The organism is Kitasatospora cathayae, assembly GCF_027627435.1.
Lineage (GTDB): Bacteria > Actinomycetota > Actinomycetes > Streptomycetales > Streptomycetaceae > Kitasatospora > Kitasatospora cathayae.
The window spans coordinates 282,636-298,395 of sequence record NZ_CP115450.1; the positions used below are offsets into that span (position 1 = coordinate 282,636).

General features: G+C 70.1%; 18 protein-coding genes and 1 pseudogene. 8 read left to right on the top strand and 11 right to left on the bottom strand.

Annotated features, from left to right (window positions below; genetic code table 11):
* Nucleotides 1-42 precede the first annotated feature (42 nt).
* Nucleotides 43-288, bottom strand: coding sequence for a GNAT family N-acetyltransferase (locus tag O1G21_RS41630; protein ID WP_405000776.1), 246 nt, complete (start codon nucleotides 286-288; stop codon nucleotides 43-45).
* Nucleotides 289-394: 106 nt separating this feature from the next.
* A complete protein-coding gene (locus tag O1G21_RS01520; protein ID WP_270151489.1) occupies nucleotides 395-658 on the bottom strand; it encodes a hypothetical protein in 264 nt (87 codons plus the stop codon).
* Between the two features lie 77 nt (nucleotides 659-735).
* On the opposite strand from O1G21_RS01520, the pseudogene O1G21_RS01525 reads away from it, so the two are divergent.
* Nucleotides 736-1,239: pseudogene (locus O1G21_RS01525) on the top strand (IS630 family transposase); the annotation flags it as partial.
* Nucleotides 1,240-1,319: 80 nt separating this feature from the next.
* Here O1G21_RS01525 and O1G21_RS01530 read toward each other — a convergent pair.
* Both O1G21_RS01530 and O1G21_RS01535 read right to left on the bottom strand, forming a co-directional pair.
* Nucleotides 1,320-2,699 carry an FAD-binding oxidoreductase gene (locus O1G21_RS01530; RefSeq protein ID WP_270140045.1) on the bottom strand — a complete coding sequence of 460 codons (1,380 nt, stop codon included), beginning with the start codon at nucleotides 2,697-2,699 and terminating at the stop codon, nucleotides 1,320-1,322.
* Nucleotides 2,700-2,883: 184 nt separating this feature from the next.
* Nucleotides 2,884-3,738, bottom strand: coding sequence for a DAPG hydrolase family protein (locus O1G21_RS01535; RefSeq protein WP_270140047.1), 855 nt, complete (start codon nucleotides 3,736-3,738; stop codon nucleotides 2,884-2,886).
* Between the two features lie 682 nt (nucleotides 3,739-4,420).
* On the opposite strand from O1G21_RS01535, the gene O1G21_RS01540 reads away from it, so the two are divergent.
* Nucleotides 4,421-5,059, top strand: coding sequence for a flavin reductase family protein (locus tag O1G21_RS01540; protein WP_270140048.1), 639 nt, complete (start codon nucleotides 4,421-4,423; stop codon nucleotides 5,057-5,059).
* Between the two features lie 82 nt (nucleotides 5,060-5,141).
* Entirely contained in the window at nucleotides 5,142-5,513 is a 372-nt protein-coding gene (locus O1G21_RS01545) for a cupin domain-containing protein (RefSeq protein WP_270140050.1), read from the top strand.
* A 202-nt stretch (nucleotides 5,514-5,715) separates the two neighbouring features.
* Here the strand turns inward: O1G21_RS01545 and O1G21_RS01550 are convergent, their stop codons facing one another.
* Nucleotides 5,716-6,357: a hypothetical protein gene (locus tag O1G21_RS01550; protein WP_270140052.1), complete on the bottom strand. Its 642-nt coding sequence runs from the start codon at nucleotides 6,355-6,357 to the stop codon at nucleotides 5,716-5,718.
* 41 nt (nucleotides 6,358-6,398) lie between these two features.
* On the bottom strand, nucleotides 6,399-6,713 hold the full coding sequence (locus tag O1G21_RS01555; RefSeq protein WP_270140054.1) for a hypothetical protein: 315 nt from the start codon (nucleotides 6,711-6,713) through the stop codon (nucleotides 6,399-6,401).
* On the opposite strand from O1G21_RS01555, the gene O1G21_RS01560 reads away from it, so the two are divergent.
* Both O1G21_RS01560 and O1G21_RS01565 read left to right on the top strand, forming a co-directional pair.
* A complete protein-coding gene (locus O1G21_RS01560; protein WP_333493544.1) occupies nucleotides 6,651-6,959 on the top strand; it encodes a hypothetical protein in 309 nt (102 codons plus the stop codon). The two genes, O1G21_RS01555 and O1G21_RS01560, sit on opposite strands and share 63 nt — an antisense overlap.
* A gap of 371 nt (nucleotides 6,960-7,330) precedes the next feature.
* Nucleotides 7,331-7,597, top strand: a complete 267-nt coding sequence (locus O1G21_RS01565; protein ID WP_270140058.1) for a hypothetical protein — start codon at nucleotides 7,331-7,333, stop codon at nucleotides 7,595-7,597.
* Here the strand turns inward: O1G21_RS01565 and O1G21_RS01570 are convergent.
* From O1G21_RS01570 to O1G21_RS01585, 4 genes are all read right to left on the bottom strand, one after another.
* Nucleotides 7,558-8,619, bottom strand: a complete 1,062-nt coding sequence (locus O1G21_RS01570) for a LamG domain-containing protein (protein WP_270140060.1) — start codon at nucleotides 8,617-8,619, stop codon at nucleotides 7,558-7,560. The genes O1G21_RS01565 and O1G21_RS01570 overlap by 40 nt on opposite strands.
* A 183-nt stretch (nucleotides 8,620-8,802) precedes the next feature.
* Complete coding sequence (locus O1G21_RS01575; RefSeq protein WP_270140062.1) at nucleotides 8,803-10,407, bottom strand: multicopper oxidase family protein; 1,605 nt, start codon at nucleotides 10,405-10,407, stop codon at nucleotides 8,803-8,805.
* The gene (locus tag O1G21_RS01580) at nucleotides 10,404-10,784 is read right to left on the bottom strand and encodes a hypothetical protein (RefSeq protein WP_270140064.1); all 381 of its coding nucleotides are present in this window, start codon (nucleotides 10,782-10,784) and stop codon (nucleotides 10,404-10,406) included. Before O1G21_RS01580 ends, O1G21_RS01575 begins: the two co-directional genes overlap by 4 nt.
* Nucleotides 10,781-11,122, bottom strand: coding sequence for a darcynin family protein (locus O1G21_RS01585; protein WP_270140066.1), 342 nt, complete (start codon nucleotides 11,120-11,122; stop codon nucleotides 10,781-10,783). Before O1G21_RS01585 ends, O1G21_RS01580 begins: the two co-directional genes overlap by 4 nt.
* Nucleotides 11,123-11,252: 130 nt before the next feature.
* On the opposite strand from O1G21_RS01585, the gene O1G21_RS01590 reads away from it, so the two are divergent.
* Nucleotides 11,253-11,969 (top strand): TetR/AcrR family transcriptional regulator, encoded by a 717-nt coding sequence (locus O1G21_RS01590; protein WP_270140068.1) that lies wholly within the window; start codon nucleotides 11,253-11,255, stop codon nucleotides 11,967-11,969.
* Nucleotides 11,970-12,823: 854 nt separating this feature from the next.
* On the opposite strand, the gene O1G21_RS01595 is transcribed toward O1G21_RS01590, so the two are convergent.
* The gene (locus O1G21_RS01595) at nucleotides 12,824-13,840 is read right to left on the bottom strand and encodes an IS110 family RNA-guided transposase (RefSeq protein WP_270140070.1); all 1,017 of its coding nucleotides are present in this window, start codon (nucleotides 13,838-13,840) and stop codon (nucleotides 12,824-12,826) included.
* A gap of 180 nt (nucleotides 13,841-14,020) precedes the next feature.
* On the opposite strand from O1G21_RS01595, the gene O1G21_RS01600 reads away from it, so the two are divergent.
* Together O1G21_RS01600 and O1G21_RS01605 are read left to right on the top strand one after the other, a co-directional pair.
* On the top strand, nucleotides 14,021-14,215 hold the full coding sequence (locus O1G21_RS01600; RefSeq protein ID WP_270140072.1) for a hypothetical protein: 195 nt from the start codon (nucleotides 14,021-14,023) through the stop codon (nucleotides 14,213-14,215).
* Between the two features lie 272 nt (nucleotides 14,216-14,487).
* Nucleotides 14,488-15,441, top strand: coding sequence for an IS481 family transposase (locus O1G21_RS01605; RefSeq protein WP_270139974.1), 954 nt, complete (start codon nucleotides 14,488-14,490; stop codon nucleotides 15,439-15,441).
* Nucleotides 15,442-15,760: the final 319 nt, after the last annotated feature.

A 15,760-nucleotide genomic window follows, 5' to 3' on the forward strand; every position in this document is an offset into this window, starting at 1 on the left:
GGCTGGGGCGGCTCGGTGGACATCCTGATCTTGTTGTCGTTCTCACCGTGACAAGTGACTTCGTGCAGGCCCAGTCGCCGGTAGAGGGCCTGGGCCCGCTGGTTGACGACGAGGACGTCCAGGGAGGTCCCGGCCCTGCTGGCGGGCCTGGTGCAGGAGGCTGCGGATAAGCCGGCTGCCGATGCCGCGTCCCTGGTGGTCGGGGTGGAGCTCGATCCGCGCCAGGTAGATCTCCGTCGGCCGGTGCTCGACGTGGAGCATGCCGACCTCCGTGCCGTCGGCGGTCAGAGCTGTAGGCGGTGGGCGGAAACGGCGTGGTGGTCTACCGTCCGGTGCGGAAGCAAAGCCAGCGGGCCGGCCGCCCTGGCGCGAACGGTCGGCGCTCTGCCGGAGGTCAGCCGGCGGTGATGCGGGCGAGGGTGGCCTGGAGACGGCGGACGGCGTTCTCGGCTTCGGTGTACTGCTCCAGGGCCGGGGGGACGGTGCCGAAGGCGTGGTCGTCTTCGGCGAGCAGGGCGCGCCAGCGCAGGACGGGTTCGAGCACGGTGACGGCGCCGGAGAGGAACCAGGCCAGGTGGCCGTGGGTGCGGGCAAGGGCGATTGCGAGGACTGCGACGACTTCCCGCAGGTGTTCCAGCCGGTCCTTCTCCGGCAGCACCTCCTGGGCGTCCGGCGGGCCGACGGCCTCACGCAGCCCGGCCTCGACCTCCGCGAGGCCACGGTCGCCCGGGGACAGTTCCCAAGCGCCGTACCCACGACTATCTGCGGCCCGGCATCACCAGCCTGTTCGCCGCGTTCAACATCGCCGACGGCACCGTCATCGGCGAACTGCACCGCCGCCACCGCGCCATCGAGTTCAAGAAGTTCCTGGTCACGATAGACAAGGCCGTGCCCCGCGAGCTCGACGTGCATCTGGTGTGCGACAACTACGCCACGCACAACACATCCGAGATCAGGACGTGGCTGGCCAGGCACCCGCGCTTCCACGTCCACTTCACACCGACCGGCTCCTCCTGGATCAACCAGGTCGAGCGCTGGTTCGGCCTGCTGAGCGACAAGCTCATCCGCCGCGGCGTCCACACCTCCGTCAAGGCCCTGGAAGACGACATCAAGGCGTGGATCGACACCTGGAACGAGGACCCCAGACCGTTCACCTGGACCAAGACCACGGACGAGATCCTCAAGTCCCTCGCGGACTACCTCACCAAGATCAACCCGCCAGACCCCCCAGCAGAGTAGAAATTACCCTCGGGATCTGCGACGCAAGACACTAGACCAAGCGGACGCCCGCCAGGGCAATGTGAGCCGCGAAGCTGGCTCTACGGCTCTGGTCGGCCGAGCCAGGAGACGAACACCTCGTCGGGATCCCACCGGGCGCGGATGTCGTCGAGCCGTCGGAGGTTCTCGTCCGTCACGAACCGGTACGGGCGGTTGACCAGGTTCTCGTCAGCCAGCTGCATGCCGCTGGCATACGGTTCCCACGCTCGCATGTGGTCGGTCACCCAACGCGTGTACCTCGGGTCGTCTGCCCGATCGGCCCAGGCCGCGTACAGGCCGTAGTACAACTCGTCTTCCACCGAGTACGCCATCGACGGGCGTTCGGGCTCCCCCGCGTATCCTCCCCAGTTGAACACCACCATGTGCGACGGAGCCGGTGGCCAAGTCCCCAGCATTTCCTCGAAGTTGGGCCACAGGTCGTCGAAGGAGGCGTGGGTCCACATGTTGTCGGCGAGATAGCGCTTGGTCTCGTCGTAGTGCGGATCGGTGCCGACCCGACTCAGAATCGTGGTGTCCGTGACTACGTTGAGCCGGGTCCCGAGCACCCGAGCGCGTGCGGGGCAGGACTCATAGATCGACAGCTGCTCCCTGGCTTCCTCCTCGGCGTCGGTGAAGGCCGTCGCGTTGAGGGCGATGAGCGGTTCGCCTTCGGTCAGCGGGTCGCGGTGGCACATGAGGTTGATCTCCGTCGGCGTCTGACGGCCGATCTCGTGCACGAAGCGGTACACGTCCGGGGCTGCCGAGGCGGGCCAGAAGTAGCCGCTGTTCATCGTGACCGGCCTGCGCGGGTACAGCTTGACGGAGAATCCGGTCACCACGGCGAAGAAGCCGGGACCTGCGCCGCGGGCCGCCCAGAACAGGTCGGCGTGCTGTGTCTCGTCGGCGTGGATCCGCTCGCCGGCCGCCGTGACCACGTCGATGCCGGTGACCGACATGCAGGCCGGACCGTAGTCCCGTCCGGCCCAGGCGAAGCCGCCCTGCAGCAGGTAGCCGCCGATGGAGACACCGGTGCAATGCCCCGTGGGAAAGAAGAGGCCCGCCTTCGCCAACATCGTGTTGAGCTCTGATCCCTTGATGCCGGGTTGGGCGGTGCCGGTCATCGTCTCCCTGTCGAGCGTCACGTGCCGCAGGCTCGAGAGGTCGATCAGTACCGTGCCGTCGCGCAGGTGCGAACCGGACCAGCTGTGCCCACCGGAACGCACCGCGATCTGCCGGCGTTCCTCTCTGGCGAGTCGCACCGCTGCGACGACGTCGTCCTCGTTGTTCGCCAGGACGATCACCTCGGGATAGCGGTTCGGTACCCCGGCGTGCCAGCACGCCTCGCGGCGGTGCATCTCGTAGCGGTACTCACCCCGCCGCAGCACCCTGCCCTCGATCTGGGTCGCCATGCCTTCTCCCTTCGTGCGGCGCGGCTCGTCCACCGAAGGAATGCCACGCCCCGCAGCTGTCTCCCGGACTTCCTCCGCGCACCGGCACCACGTCCTGGGAGTAGTGGGTCAGGCAGCGGTACCGAGGGGTCGACCATGCCCTGCCGGTGAGCGGCCTCGGCGACTTCGGGACGGCGGCTGTGCGAGTGCGGCCGAATCCCTCCGCGTGCTGGGCCGCCTATCTCCTGCGCTCGTACTCCTCGAACAGGGCGGGCAGGAACGAGGCGAGGTGGTTCATCTCCTGAGAGCAGTGCACGACCATGGCGCGGGCCTGGCCTTCTCCCAGGCGCCTCACACCTTCGGCAGCCGCTTCGAGCTCGCTCCCGAGGCGGGCTCCTGCGCGGGTGGCGACGTGGCCGCCGCCCATCCAGAAGCGGGAACGCATTTCAGCGCCGTCCCTGACCCGGCGCACGTAGTGGACCAACCAGCCCCAGTCGAGCGGGACCTGTGACATCCCGACCGTCGCGCAGATCGCGGTCGCCTCGTCCGGCGCAAGCCCGTCCTCGTCGAATCCGAGTCTGCCGGGACGGACGAAGCGAATGGCGAGCCGGCCCAGCACGTTTCCGACGTACTCGTCGACGAAGGACGTGCCGCTGAGGTACCTCGCACGGTACGGAGTGCTGCGGTCCACCGCGTCTCCGTGCCATTGCGCGTACAGGTGGGCACGTGGGTACCACAGCTTGTACCGCTGGGTCTCGGTGGCGTGCCACCCGAACCACCAGTCCACCATGGCCGGGGAAGCCCCTGGCATGCGGGTCAGCGCGGCGACGTACATGGAACCGTCGTCCAGGAGGCTGTACCCGTTCTCGAACTCCTGGTAGCCGGCGTCGCTCAGCCTCCCCGCGTCATCAAGGCTCAGACACAGCGGGGGTGCCTGCGGGCCGAGGGTGATCGCATCCCGGACGTGCCCCGGCAACGGCGCCATCACCGGATTCCAGTACTTCGCATACCATTTGCCGTCGAGTTCGCCGGCCCGCATGCCCAGGTGGGGCCGCCTCGTGGGATCTGGACGCGGTTCCTTCGCCTCAGCCATACGGCACCTCCCTCGACCCAAGGCACCGGCCCGTCACGGTGGCCGTCCCAAACCTGGGCGGCCGGCCGGCGGACACCGCCCTCGTCCCCGCCGAACCGTTCCCGGAGGTGTGGAGGCGGAAGTAGCCGACGCCCTGTCCGCTGCCGGCCCCGGAGCCTGTCGGCGATCGAGTTCAGTGGGTCTGTGCTCTCTGCGATCTTACGCAGATCGGTCGACCCGCTCCTCGCCGGAGGTCAGCGCTGTAAGCCGTTCGAGTGACCTTGCTGTGCTCACCGCCAGCGTCTTCACCGCGGACAACAGCCGCCGACCAGCGGTAGCACGTCGATACCCGCGCACACCAGGCCCGCGACCTGCAACTTCACGATGTACATCACTCATTGAGGAGCGCACCGGCTGGCAGCCGGCCAGCCTGCTCCACGGACTGGGGACGGCTCGAGTCGGTTCAGGCAGTCCGGTTGGGTCTGTGGGCCACTGCACAACACCGTGCTGGTGGTGCAGACGCGTTTAGGGGTTTCGTCCGACCTGGGCAGACAAACGGGCAGCACGAAGCGCGTCCCAAGTCTCCCGAACGCGACGTCCGATTGCGGCCAGCAGCGTCCGCCCACCTCGGGCAGAGTCGCTGACGCGGCTCGCGCTCCTGATCGCGAGTCCACGCGACTCATATTCTGCGAAGGGTGAACCAATGCACGTCGTTCCCGGCCTCAAGGTGCTGTACTTCGGCACTCCGGTGGTGTTGATCAGCTCACGCAACGAGGACGGCACCGCGAACCTCGCGCCGATGTCCTCGGCATGGTGGCTGGGCCAGACCTGCATGCTCGGTCTCGGCAACAGCAGCCAGACGACCGCGAACCTGCTCCGTGAAGGCGAATGCGTGCTCAACCTGCCCTCCTCGGCGATGGTCGATGCTGTGGACCGCATCGCGCTCACCACCGGGAAGGCAGCCGTGCCGGACTTCAAGGCCAAGCAGGGCTACCGGTACGAGCCGGACAAGTTCGCGGCCGCGCAGCTGACCGAGCAGGCATCGGAGCTGGTCCGGGCGCCCCGGGTCGCGGAATGCCCGATCCAGCTCGAGTGCCGTCTCGTCTCGTCCCACCCCTTCGGCTCCCCCGCCACTCACGCCACCGCCTTCCAGGTCGAGGTCCTTCGCGCCCACGTCGCGGAGGAACTGGTCATCCCGGGGACGCACCACGTGGACCCGCTCGGCTGGGACCCACTGATCATGAAGTTCTGCGAGTTTTTCGGCGGTGGGCACAATGTTCATCCGTCGAGGCTCGCCGCAGGCTGGAACATGCCTCACCAGCTCCAGCCAGAAGCCGTGTGAGCTGATGCGTGGACCATGCGCCCCCTCCGCAGCCCTGCTGGGAAAAGTCGATCACGTTCTGACGACCTGCCAGGATATACCCATGAAGAATGACAACACCTCAGGTGCGACCAGCGTCGAGCAGTCACCGATCTCTCGCGTGGTGCTGATGGACACAGCGCTCCTGAAAGCCAAGGCGACGAGCCGGGTGGAGGCCCGCAGGATCAGCCTCGCCCCCGGGTTCGCTGCCGGCTACCACGTGCACAACGGCCCGGTCTTCGGCAGTATCCTGGAGGGCTCAGTGATCCTCCAGGTCGAGGGAGAGCCAGAGTCACTGCTCGAGCCGGGCGACCCGTTCTACGAGCCCGAGGGCGTTCCGGTCCGATTCGACGCCACCGATGATGGCGCCACGTTCCTGGCCTTTTTCCTCCTGGAGGTCGGCCAGGAACCGAAGATCTCGATGCTAGCCGGGTAGCCGACGGCACCCTCTGGGCATTCGAACCGCCCGACGAGAAGTTCGGGGCCGAGAACGCCCAGGTCGAGGAGGTCTGATTCCTCGGAAGGCCGCGTCCGCGAAGCGCCGACCCGGGGCGAACCCTCAGGCCGGCGCTTGCGCCTGCGGTCAGTCGGCCAGCGCGAGGTGGACCCGGTTGACGTTGAGGTATCTGGGGAGGTTGCTACGGCTTCGACGGCACGGCCGGCGCGGGCATGTCCAGGGCCGCAGCGAGGGCGGCGGTGACGGGGGCGGCGTGGTCGGGCAGGGTTCGGGCGGCCCAGGCCGCGGCCAGCGCGAGGAAGTCGGCCAGGTCGCGCTCCGCGGCGGCGAGCAGACGGCGCAGCTCGGTGACGGGCAGCTCGATCGCCGGGCTGTCGTCCTCCTCGGCGTCGACGGTCAATCGCACCCAGTAACCGTGGCGTTCCGCGAGCGGGGTGGGGGTGTGGCCGAAGGAGGCCCGGCCGTTGCCGTCGACGACCTCAAGCCAACTGCGCCACTCTGCCAGCCCGCTGCAGCAGCCTGGCAGCAGGGTGGTGCCGGTGGCGGTGTCGGTGACCTGTAGACCGCCGGAGGCGTAGGTGCCGTCCATGGTGAGCAGTCCGTGGAGGAACGCTCCGAGCGGGTCGGCGGGCCGCAGCGGGCGGCCGTCGACCTCGGGATCGATGTCGTTGCACTCGGCGATACGCATCACGGCCGTGCCGACCTCGGCCGGGCCGAGCGCGCTGCTGAGCGGCAGAAGACAGTACGCCTCGGACTCGGCGACAGGCCAGAGGGTGAAGTTGTCCTGGGCGTAGACCTCGAGGACGGGCTGCAAAACGATCACCCGGGGAGTCTGCCGCGTGTCCGCCTCCACCGCTTCCCCGATCACCGCGCGACCACGACCACCGGGAGACGTCCGCGAGCACCCGTCAGAGCCTTGTCCAGCCCGACGGTAGCGACGACCAGGCCGACGCCGTCGATCCATCGCAGCCGCAGCCGCAGCCGTCCCGGCTGGGACGGATCGCGTTCCGACGCGGGTCTGCGAACCCGAACGGTTCGACCACCGCGCTGCGGGCCGATGTCCTCGGCGCGCTCGGCGTCCTCGAGGTCGCCACCGCCGACCAGCTCCAGCGCCTGCTGCGCCCGGGGGCGGCGTCGAACAGGGCGATCCGGCAGGCGCTCGGCGATCTCGCGTCGCACGGCGTGGTCGCTTCCGACGGGAACACCGAGGACCGGCACAAGACGTGGCGGCTGGAGGGCGCCGCGGGGCTGGAGGCGACCTGGCAGGTGCTCGGCCTGTCCCGCTCGGGGATGGCTCCACGGCCCGGGGCGCCGGGCGCCTCCGCTGCTCAGCACGCGATGGCGGTCAACGAGACGATCGCCGCGTTCGTCCTCGGCGGCAGCGCGCCGGGGGCCGCGGGCGGGGTGGGCACGGTGCGGTCCTGATCGACCGAGGTGGAGTTCCTGCTGCCGGGCGGCCGGCGCAAGGTGCGGCGAGATGCGGTGTGGCAGGCTCCGGAGATCGGGGTGCCGGTGCTGATGGTCGCGGTCGACCGCTCCACCACGGCTCCGGCCGACGTCGCCGCGAAGTTCCCCCGGTACCGCGAGCTGTTCGGCACCGAGGTCCGACAACGGCCGACGAGGAGCCGGCCGGCCGGACGGCGCACTGGTGGCGCCGGACCTGGCCCCGCCACACCCGCGCCGGGCACCCGCCCGTCGCCCTGGTCGTCATCGATGCCGGACCGGTCGCCCTGGCCAACCGGCAGGAGGCCGTCGCGGACCTGTCGGCGGAGTGCTGGCGCGGGCAGTGGCGCACGGTGCCCCGGGACGACAACGACGGGGACGGCTGGCGCGAGTACGACGACGCCGTACCGGTCATCGCGACCACGCTGGAGCTGCTGACCGAGCACGGGCCGCTCGGGCCGGTGTGGTGGCGCTTCGGCCGCCGCGACCGGCACTCCCTGCTCGACGCGCTGGACAACCCGGACAACCGCGCCGTCTACGACCAGCGCCAGAAGGAGAGGGAGAAGAAGGCCCGCCGGGCTCACCGTGAGCTGATGCGGACCTTGGCCTGCGCTGACTGAGGCCGGGCCCCGAACCGGGCGGCCGCTGCTGGCCCTGCCACGAGAAGCACCGCCAGCGGCAGGAGGAGGAGGCCAAGGCCCAGATGCGGTTGGAGGGCGGCCCGCGCGGCCAACGCGCAGCTGCGCCCGTGTTGGACGTGCCGGGGCTCGATCGGCGGGAAGACCGGCTCGAAGTTGCAGCTGACCGAGAAGGCGGGCCCGGACCCGCCAAGCTGGACGAGCTGTGGCGCCTGGAGCCGGACTGGAACAGGTCGTACCGGAAGTCCTACTGCCCGCGCCTTTGCGCGGGAGTCGATGAACACGTGAGGCCCAAGGAAAAAGAGAGCGGCCCGCCTGTACCGGGGGTTCCGGAACGGGCGGGCCGATGTGAAGGGGGAATCAGCTGACTGGGTCGGCACCGGTTGGGCCTTGTCGAGCGATGTCACCCCGGCAGGAGAGAGCGCCTGGCCGAAGAGTTGCACGTCGCTGATCCGGCCGGCCGCGTACTCGCCGTAGGTGCCCTGGTAGAGGCGGCGGCCGAGCTGCAGCGGTCCGGTGGCGTTCCAGACGGTTCCGGCGTAGTCGGCGGTGCCGGCGGCCGTCCCGTTGACGTACAGCCGCAGTTGCTGGTGGTCGGCGTCGTACACCCCGACCAGGTGGTACCAGGTGTTCACCTTGGGGCTCAGGGGGCCGTCGCCCGGTCCGTAGGCGCTGGTGAAGGTGCCGATGGTGTCGTCCGCGTGTGCGTGGCCGATCGCGAAGGCGTGCGCCCAGTTGGAGTAGTAGAGCTGAAGGCCGTTGGCGTCGGTTCCCGACTGGGAGACGAAGGTGGAGTTGTTCTTCAGGTCGGACAGCTTGACCCAGGCCGAGACGGTGTAGCTGGCACCGGTGTTGACCATCGGGCCGGTGGTGGCGGCGTAGGCCGAGCTGCCGTTCAGTGTGAGCGTGCCGCCCTGGCCGGGGTCGGCCGCAGTGGTGGCGCCGCCGTTGTCAGGTTGCCGGCCGGGCGGACGCTTGTCGACAGGGACCGCCAGCTGTCCCACCAACCCGAGGCAGAAGCACACCGAAGCACAAAGCCTCGCGCGTTCCTGACCTGATGACGGAGCCCCTCAAGCCGAGGGCGAGGTGCCACCGGTCTCCTGGTGGAGCCTGGTCAGCTTGGCCAGGCCCGCCGATCTGCTGCGGCGGCTGTGGGCCGGTTCGGCGGCCGGGCGGCGGCGGGCGGGTTAGACGACGTCGAAGTTCGCCATCATCGCCATGTCCTCGTGTTCGAGGTTGTGGCAGTGCAGCATGTACCGGCCCCGGTACCCGCGGAAGCGGACCAGGACCTCGACCACCTCGTAGGGGCGGACGTCGACGGTGTCCTTCCAGCCCGCATCCGTGGCGGCCCGTGGTTTGCCGCCACGCGTGAGGACCTGGAACTGGGCGAGGTGCAGGTGGACGGGGTGGTGGAAGTCGCTGCTCAGGCGCCAGAGTTCGACGGTGTCCAGGCGCGGGGTGGCCCAGGTGTCGGTGGTGGTGAACGGGCGGCCGTTGATCGTCCACATCGCCTGATCGTCGCCGGCCTCGGTGCGGCGGAAGTCGAAGTGCCTCACCGCCACCGCCTGGTCGCGCCCGAGCGGCTGGGCCGGGGCGGCGAGACGGGTCGGGACCGCGCTGTCGTCCTTCGCCTGGCGCGTGACACGGAACTGCAGCACCTGGCGCATCTGGCCCTCGCCGATGGTGTTCACCAGGGTGACGGTGCTGCCCGGCGGGAACCGGCCGAAGTCGACGACGACGTCGAACCTCTCGGCCGGCGCCAGGGTGATCGCCTCGTGGGCGACCGGGCGCTCCAGCAGCCCCGCGTCGCTGCCGATCTGGACCAGCGGGCCGCCGGGTCGGCCGTCGGCCTCCAGGGCCAGCCGGTATCGGCGGGCGTTGGCAGCGTTCAGCAGGCGGAAGCGGTAACGGACGGCGGCGACCTCCAGGACGGGCCAGGGCGCGCCGTTGACGAGCTGGACGTCGCCGAGCACGCCCGCCGCGTAGGCCCCCTGGACCCCGGGGATGCCGGTGCAGGAGTCGTCCAGGGCGGGGTAGACGAGGGCGCCGTCGGCGGCGAAGGAGCGGTCGCAGATCATCAGGGGTATGTCGCGCTCTCCGCTCGGCAGCGGCAGTGCCTGCTCCTGCTCGTCGTGGACGAGGAAGAACCCGGCCAGGCCGCGCCAGACCTGCGGGCCGGAGAAGTCCATCCGGTGGTCGTGGTACCAGAGCGTGGCGGCCTGCTGGTCGAGCGGGTACTCGTACGTCTTCTCGCCCTCGCGCAACTGCCAGTCACCGGGGGCGACGTGGTCACCGTGTGAGGCGGCCGGTGTCCAGCGGCCGCCGGCCGGGCGGGCGGGGTTGCCGCAGCCGACGGGCAGCAGCAAGTCGGTGGGGTAGCCGTCGGACTCGGGGGCGGTGATGCCGCCGTGCAGGTGGGTGGAGGTCGGCACCGGCAGCCGGTTGCGCACCCGCACCGACACCGGCCGGCCCCGGCGCCCGACGAAGGTCGAACCGGGGAAACCGCCGTCATAGCCCCAGATGGTGGTCTTCAGGCCGGGCAGGATCTCGACCTCGGCCTCGCGTTGCGTCACCTCGTACACGTCCCGGCCACCATCCGTTGCCACCGGCCGGGCGGTGGCCGGGACCGGCAGCGGCACCTTGAACGGCTCCGGCAGCTCGGCCGTGCTGGACAGCAGCCGCCCGGTGGAGGGCCGGGCAAGTTGCCCGTAGCCGGCGGCGCCCAGTGTGACGGCGGCACCGGCACCGGCGAGCAGACCAAGCGCGCTGCGGCGCGACAGCCGCGGCCTCACGACGCCTCCCCGGGAACGGGGTGGTAGGTGAAGGACCAGCAGGTCAGCGCAGTCGCGGTGCCGAAGATCCCGAGCGCGAGCGGGATGTGACCGGCGAGTATCCGGGCCTGCCCGAGACCCTGCTGCCCCAGCACCAGGACCAGCAGGGCACCGGTCGCCGCGATCGGCCAGCCCGGGCCGCCGCCGCGCACGCGCAGCAGCACGGCGGCACCGACCAGCGCGGCGGCGAGCGCGGCGAGGAGTTGGGCGTTCGCGTCGTGCCAAGCGAGCAGGTCGACGTCGCCGGTGACGAACAGGCCGGCCAGCGCCGCCTGCGCGAGCGTGTCGAGCAGGAACGCGCACACCAGCGCCCGAATGAAGGCGATCGGCGTGCTCATGCGGCGGCCTCGGCGGCGAGGCTGCGCTCGAAGTGCTCGTGCCCGTCCTCGATGCCGAGCACGACGTCCTTGAAGGTCAGGTAGCCCTGGCCGACCAGCGGGGTGTCCCGCAGCTCCTCGATGAGGAAGTAGTAGGCCGTCAGGTCGGCCGTCTCCAGCAGCGCGAAGTCGCTGAACCGGGTCTGGAACGCCTCCGCGTCGAAGAACCGGGCTCGCACCCGGTCGGCGTACTTCTCGACCAGCGGCGCGATGTGGGCCGCCTTGAGCCGCTGCCGCTCCGAGCGGGGCAGGGCGAGCCACTGCGGAGAGAACGAGTAGCCGAGCATGACCATGTACATCGCGTGAATCCCCCTGGGGTGAAGGCAGGCTGACGAGGCGTGGGGGCGGTCCTCGTCCGTCCACGCCTACAGCAAGTGCTGACGGTGTAAGCTACCGCTAACAGTGTCAGCAAAGTCAAGTGGAGCCGGGATGCCCGACCAGCCGCTCACCCGCCGCGAACGCCAGCGCGAACAGACGACTGCGGAGATCCTGACCGCCGCCCGGCACCTGCTCGCCGCCGACGGCCCGGCCGCGCTCACCTTGCGCGCCACCGCCCGTGAGGTCGGCATGACCGCCCCCGGCGTCTGCCGCTACTTCCCCGACCACCGCGCCCTGGTCCAGGCCGTCGTCGCCGATCTCTACCGCGACCTCGCCGCGGATCTCGAAGCCGCCCGCGATGCCCGGCCCGAGGCGCCCACCGCCGAGCGGCTCGCTGCTGCCGCCCGCGCCCTGCGCCGATGGGCGCTCACCAACCGCAGCGAGTTCACCCTGCTCTTCGGCAAGCCCGACGCCGACGCCGGCACCGCCCCCACCGACCCCGCGCACGAAGCGAGCTGGCGCTTCGGCCAGGTCTTCCTCGGCCTGATGACCCAGCTCTGGCGCGAAGGATCCGTCCCGACCCCGCGCACACCGGAGCCAGCCCCCACCTGGTGGTCCCAGTTCGACGACCTGCGCGAACACCTCACCGAGGACGTCCCGCTGCCCGTGATCCACCGCTTCGTCCAGGCCTGGACCCGCATCTACGGCCTCGTCGCGCTGGAGACCTTCGGCCACCTCGACTTCACCCTCGCCGACCCCGAGCCCTTCTTCGAGCAGGCCCTCGCCGACGTCCTCGGATCACTGACCCCGGCCGCCCCCGCGGTGTAGACCACGGTGGCCCACAAGCCAGCACTCTCGGAGCTGTGGGGACAGCCGGAAGGCAAGCCGACCAATGGGCACCCAGGACTGCCCGACCATCCCCCGTCAACCTCGCACACCACCCGACCACCACCAGTGGGCACGTACAGCTCTGCGTCTCGGCGAGGCCTATCGCCCAATCAGCGCCGACACCCACGCGCGCCAGGCAAATGCCTCATGAGACACCCGGAGTGTGGAGAAGAGCCCGGACCACACGGCGTCCCCGGCCAGGCGTCGAGGGTCAACAGAGTAGCGCCGGTGGTCCGCAGGCGCTGTTCGAGGCGGGCGAGCTGGCGCGGCACGGGCCGGCCCGTGGGGCGAGTGGAGTCCCGGCGGGTTCGACGAGCGGCCGCCCGGCGGGGATATCTGCATTTCAGCACCCATGAGGGCCGGGCCTGTCAAGCACGCGTAGGCCCCTGGCCTCGGGTTTTGTCGTGCTGCTGCCGGGGCTGCGTGGTGTTCATGGGCTTTCTCGCGGCCGCTGCTTGCGCCGCCGTGCGGGAGGAGTCCAGTTGGAGCGCCCGGAGCCCTGGCGAGGGACGAGCGGGCGAGGACGAACGAGCTGGACTCCGAGGTGCGGAGGCGCAAGATGGATGGCTGAGGAAGCGTGAAGTCGCCGCCAGACGTGGATCGTTGGTGTCCCCGGCAGTTGGTCGGCGTGTGGTCTCACATGCACCCATTCGGCGTCTGGCCGGTGTGGTCGGCGCCATGACCGTGGTCCGGGGACCGGGCTGCTCAGTCAGGTCATCGAGCGTGGCGGAGCCGTCTCATGCGGAGTATGCGAGCGCACCCGGGGTCTGTGGGTGATCCGCGCCGCGGCGGTGTCATCGCGGTGGTCGTTTGCGCTGGTCCTGGTCGGCGCGCAGGGCGCGCAGGAGGTGGTAGGCGCGGGTGAGGAGTTTGCGGGCGATGGCGGTGGTGGCGATCTTCTTGCCGCGTCGGGCGGCGATGGCCTGGTAGGTGTCCGCGAAGGCGGGGCTGCGTTTGGCGGTCTGGGCGGCCTCGCACAGGATCCAGCGCAGCCGGGCGGAGCCCTGCTTGGAGATGTGTCCCTGGTGGACGGTGAGGTCCGAGGCGCGGACGGTGGGGGTGAGGCCGGCCCAGGCGGCGAGCTTGCGGGCGGAGGGGAACCGGGTGACGTCGCCGACCTCGGTGGTGATCACCAAGGCGGTGAGCGTGCCGACGCCCGGCAGGGTGGTGAGGGCCTTGACCGCGGGATCGCCCCGGGCGCACGCGGCGAGCTGCTTGTCCAGGGCGTCGATCGGCACCTGCAGGGCGTCCATGACCTGCACGAGGTCGTCCACGACGTGGCGGGAGGCGTCCGGCAGGTCCAGGGATGCGAGCCAGTCCCGGCCGGGCCCGGTGAAGCAGCCGCCGCCGGCCCGGTCGTGGCCGAGGTCGGCGAGGACCGCGTGGACCCGGTTGCGCAGGAGGGTCCGCAGGCGAACCAGCTGGAAGCGGTGGCGGAGCAGGGCGCGCTGCTGGCGGATGTCCAGCGGGGCGATCCACGCCTCCGGGAGCAGGTCGGCGCGCAGCAACTGGCCCAGGATCGCCGCGTCGACCTTGTCGTTCTTCAGTCGCGCGGAGGCGATCGCCTTGCAGCGCAGCGGGTGGACCAGGTGGGGCTCGTAGCCGTAGTCCTCCAGCAGCGCTACCAGCCAGCCCCAGCCGTAGGCGGCCTCGAACGCGACGGGGGTGCCGATCGGCAGATCCCCGATCACGCCCAGGACCGTCTCGACGCCGTTGGGCACGTTCCGGTTCACCCGCACCGTGCCCTCCTCGTCGAGGACCGCGATCTGCGACCGCTTGCGGTGCACGTCGATGCCGACGTAAACAGACATGTCGGGCTCCTTCCCGAGCTCGTGCACACCCGGACGATAGGCATCACCGGGCTGAGCACGGAAGGGGGCCCGGCCCTCATATGGTCAGGTCAGCCTTGTGTACGGCGGCGTCACTCGCTGGTGTGGGATTCGCGTAGGAACTCGCGGATTCCAGGAGTTATGGGCCTAATCTGCTGGTCCGTGGAGGATTCCGGGAGTCGTCGCCTGTCGCTGGTCGGCGCCGAGGCGGGTCCGGCCGGGCCGGAGCCCGCAGCGGGCGGGCTGGTCGAGCCGGGGCTCGCCGATGTCGTCACGCTGCAGCGCCGGGCAGCCACCGGGGCGTCGGCCGATGACGAGCGGGCGTTCTTCGCGGACACGCTGGCCGAGTACGGGTAAGCCCGGGACGTCGCGGGCCTGGCAGGTGTTTGGGGTTCTGGCACAACTTCTGGATGCTGTTGGTGATCTTCATGGGCGATGGGACTCAAACCCGTCACCCATGAAGATCACCAACAGCATTGATCCCGTGAGCCGCCATCTCTGTGACGGACCTAGGTGTACTGACCACGGAGGTTGGTGACAGGGCTCACGGCGTGGTGATCTTGAAATGAGTGAGGGCCTTCTGGCTCGGTGTGGATTGCGACATCTGCACCTCAGCCAGAAAGGCCCTCATGCCACACCGTAACGCACCGCTGACCGAGACCGGACGCCTGCGCCTGGCCCGCTGCGTGGTCGACGACGGCTGGCCGTTGCGGCGGGCCGCCGAGCGCTTCCAGGTCTCACCCACCACGGCCAAGCGCTGGGCGGACCGCTACCGGGCGCTGGGCGAGGCCGGTATGAGCGACCTCTCCAGCCGCCCGCACCGCAGCCCCCGGCGGACCCCGTCGCGCACCGAGCGGCGGATCATCAAGGTCCGCGTCCTGCGCCGCTGGGGCCCGGCCCGCATCGCCTACCTGCTGCGGCTCAACCCAGCGACCGTGCACCGCGTGCTGACCCGCTACCGGCTCGCCCGCCTGGCCCATCTGGACCGCGCGACCGCCCGCCCGGTGCGGCGCTACGAACGCGCCGCACCGGGCGAGTTGGTCCACGTCGACATCAAGAAGCTCGGCAACATCCCCGACGGCGGCGGCCACAAGGTCCTGGGCCGTGAGGCCGGCCGCAAGACCCGTTCCGGCGCGGGCTACAGCTACCTCCACAACGCCGTGGACGACCACTCCCGCCTGGCCTACAGCGAGATCCTGCCCGACGAGCGCAAGGAGACCGCCACCGCCTTCTGGGCCCGGGCAAGCGAGTTCTTCGCCCGGGCCGGGATCACCGTCCAGCGCGTGCTGACCGACAACGGCTCCTGCTACCGCTCCCGGACCTGGCGCGATGCCCTCGCGGCCGAAGGCATCACGCACAAGCGAACCCGGCCCTACCGGCCCCAGACCAACGGCAAGGTCGAACGCTTCAACCGCACCCTGCTCGACGAATGGGCCTACGCCAGGCCCTACCGCACCGAACAGGAACGCCGCGACGCCTACCCCGCCTGGCTCCACACCTACAATCACCACCGCGGACACACAGCACTCGCAGGCAAGCCACCCGCCAGCCGCGTCCCCAACCTCACGAGTCAGAACACCTAGGGCGTGTTTCAGAAGTGATCTTTGTGGGACCCGCGCTCAGGAGCGTGCGGGAGAATGTGGATCGTGGAGGGAAATACAGGCTGCTGCGCCAGACAAGTCGATGGGCGCGGTTCGCACAGGTCAGGTCACCGTGCACGGAGCCGTGGCCACCGAGCCAGAGGTCCGGATGGGCCCCGACGTGTTCGGTTGGCGCGGCCGGTCCTACGGCACCGCGCCGTGCGCCAGCCGTTCCGATGATCAACGCATCCGGGCAGAGGCGCGGGAAGGTACTTGGTACGCGCTCATGCGCCTTCCCGAAGAGGCCCGTGGCGTGTCCGTT

Coding starts and splice junctions, on each gene's coding strand:
- O1G21_RS01535 (WP_270140047.1), bottom strand. CDS start 3,738: ATGGCTGAGGCGAAGGAACCGCGTCCAGATCCCACGAGGCGGCCCCAC.
- O1G21_RS01540 (WP_270140048.1), top strand. CDS start 4,421: ATGCACGTCGTTCCCGGCCTCAAGGTGCTGTACTTCGGCACTCCGGTG.
- O1G21_RS01605 (WP_270139974.1), top strand. CDS start 14,488: ATGCCACACCGTAACGCACCGCTGACCGAGACCGGACGCCTGCGCCTG.
- O1G21_RS01585 (WP_270140066.1), bottom strand. CDS start 11,122: ATGTACATGGTCATGCTCGGCTACTCGTTCTCTCCGCAGTGGCTCGCC.
- O1G21_RS01580 (WP_270140064.1), bottom strand. CDS start 10,784: ATGAGCACGCCGATCGCCTTCATTCGGGCGCTGGTGTGCGCGTTCCTG.
- O1G21_RS01545 (WP_270140050.1), top strand. CDS start 5,142: ATGAAGAATGACAACACCTCAGGTGCGACCAGCGTCGAGCAGTCACCG.
- O1G21_RS01590 (WP_270140068.1), top strand. CDS start 11,253: ATGCCCGACCAGCCGCTCACCCGCCGCGAACGCCAGCGCGAACAGACG.
- O1G21_RS01595 (WP_270140070.1), bottom strand. CDS start 13,840: ATGTCTGTTTACGTCGGCATCGACGTGCACCGCAAGCGGTCGCAGATC.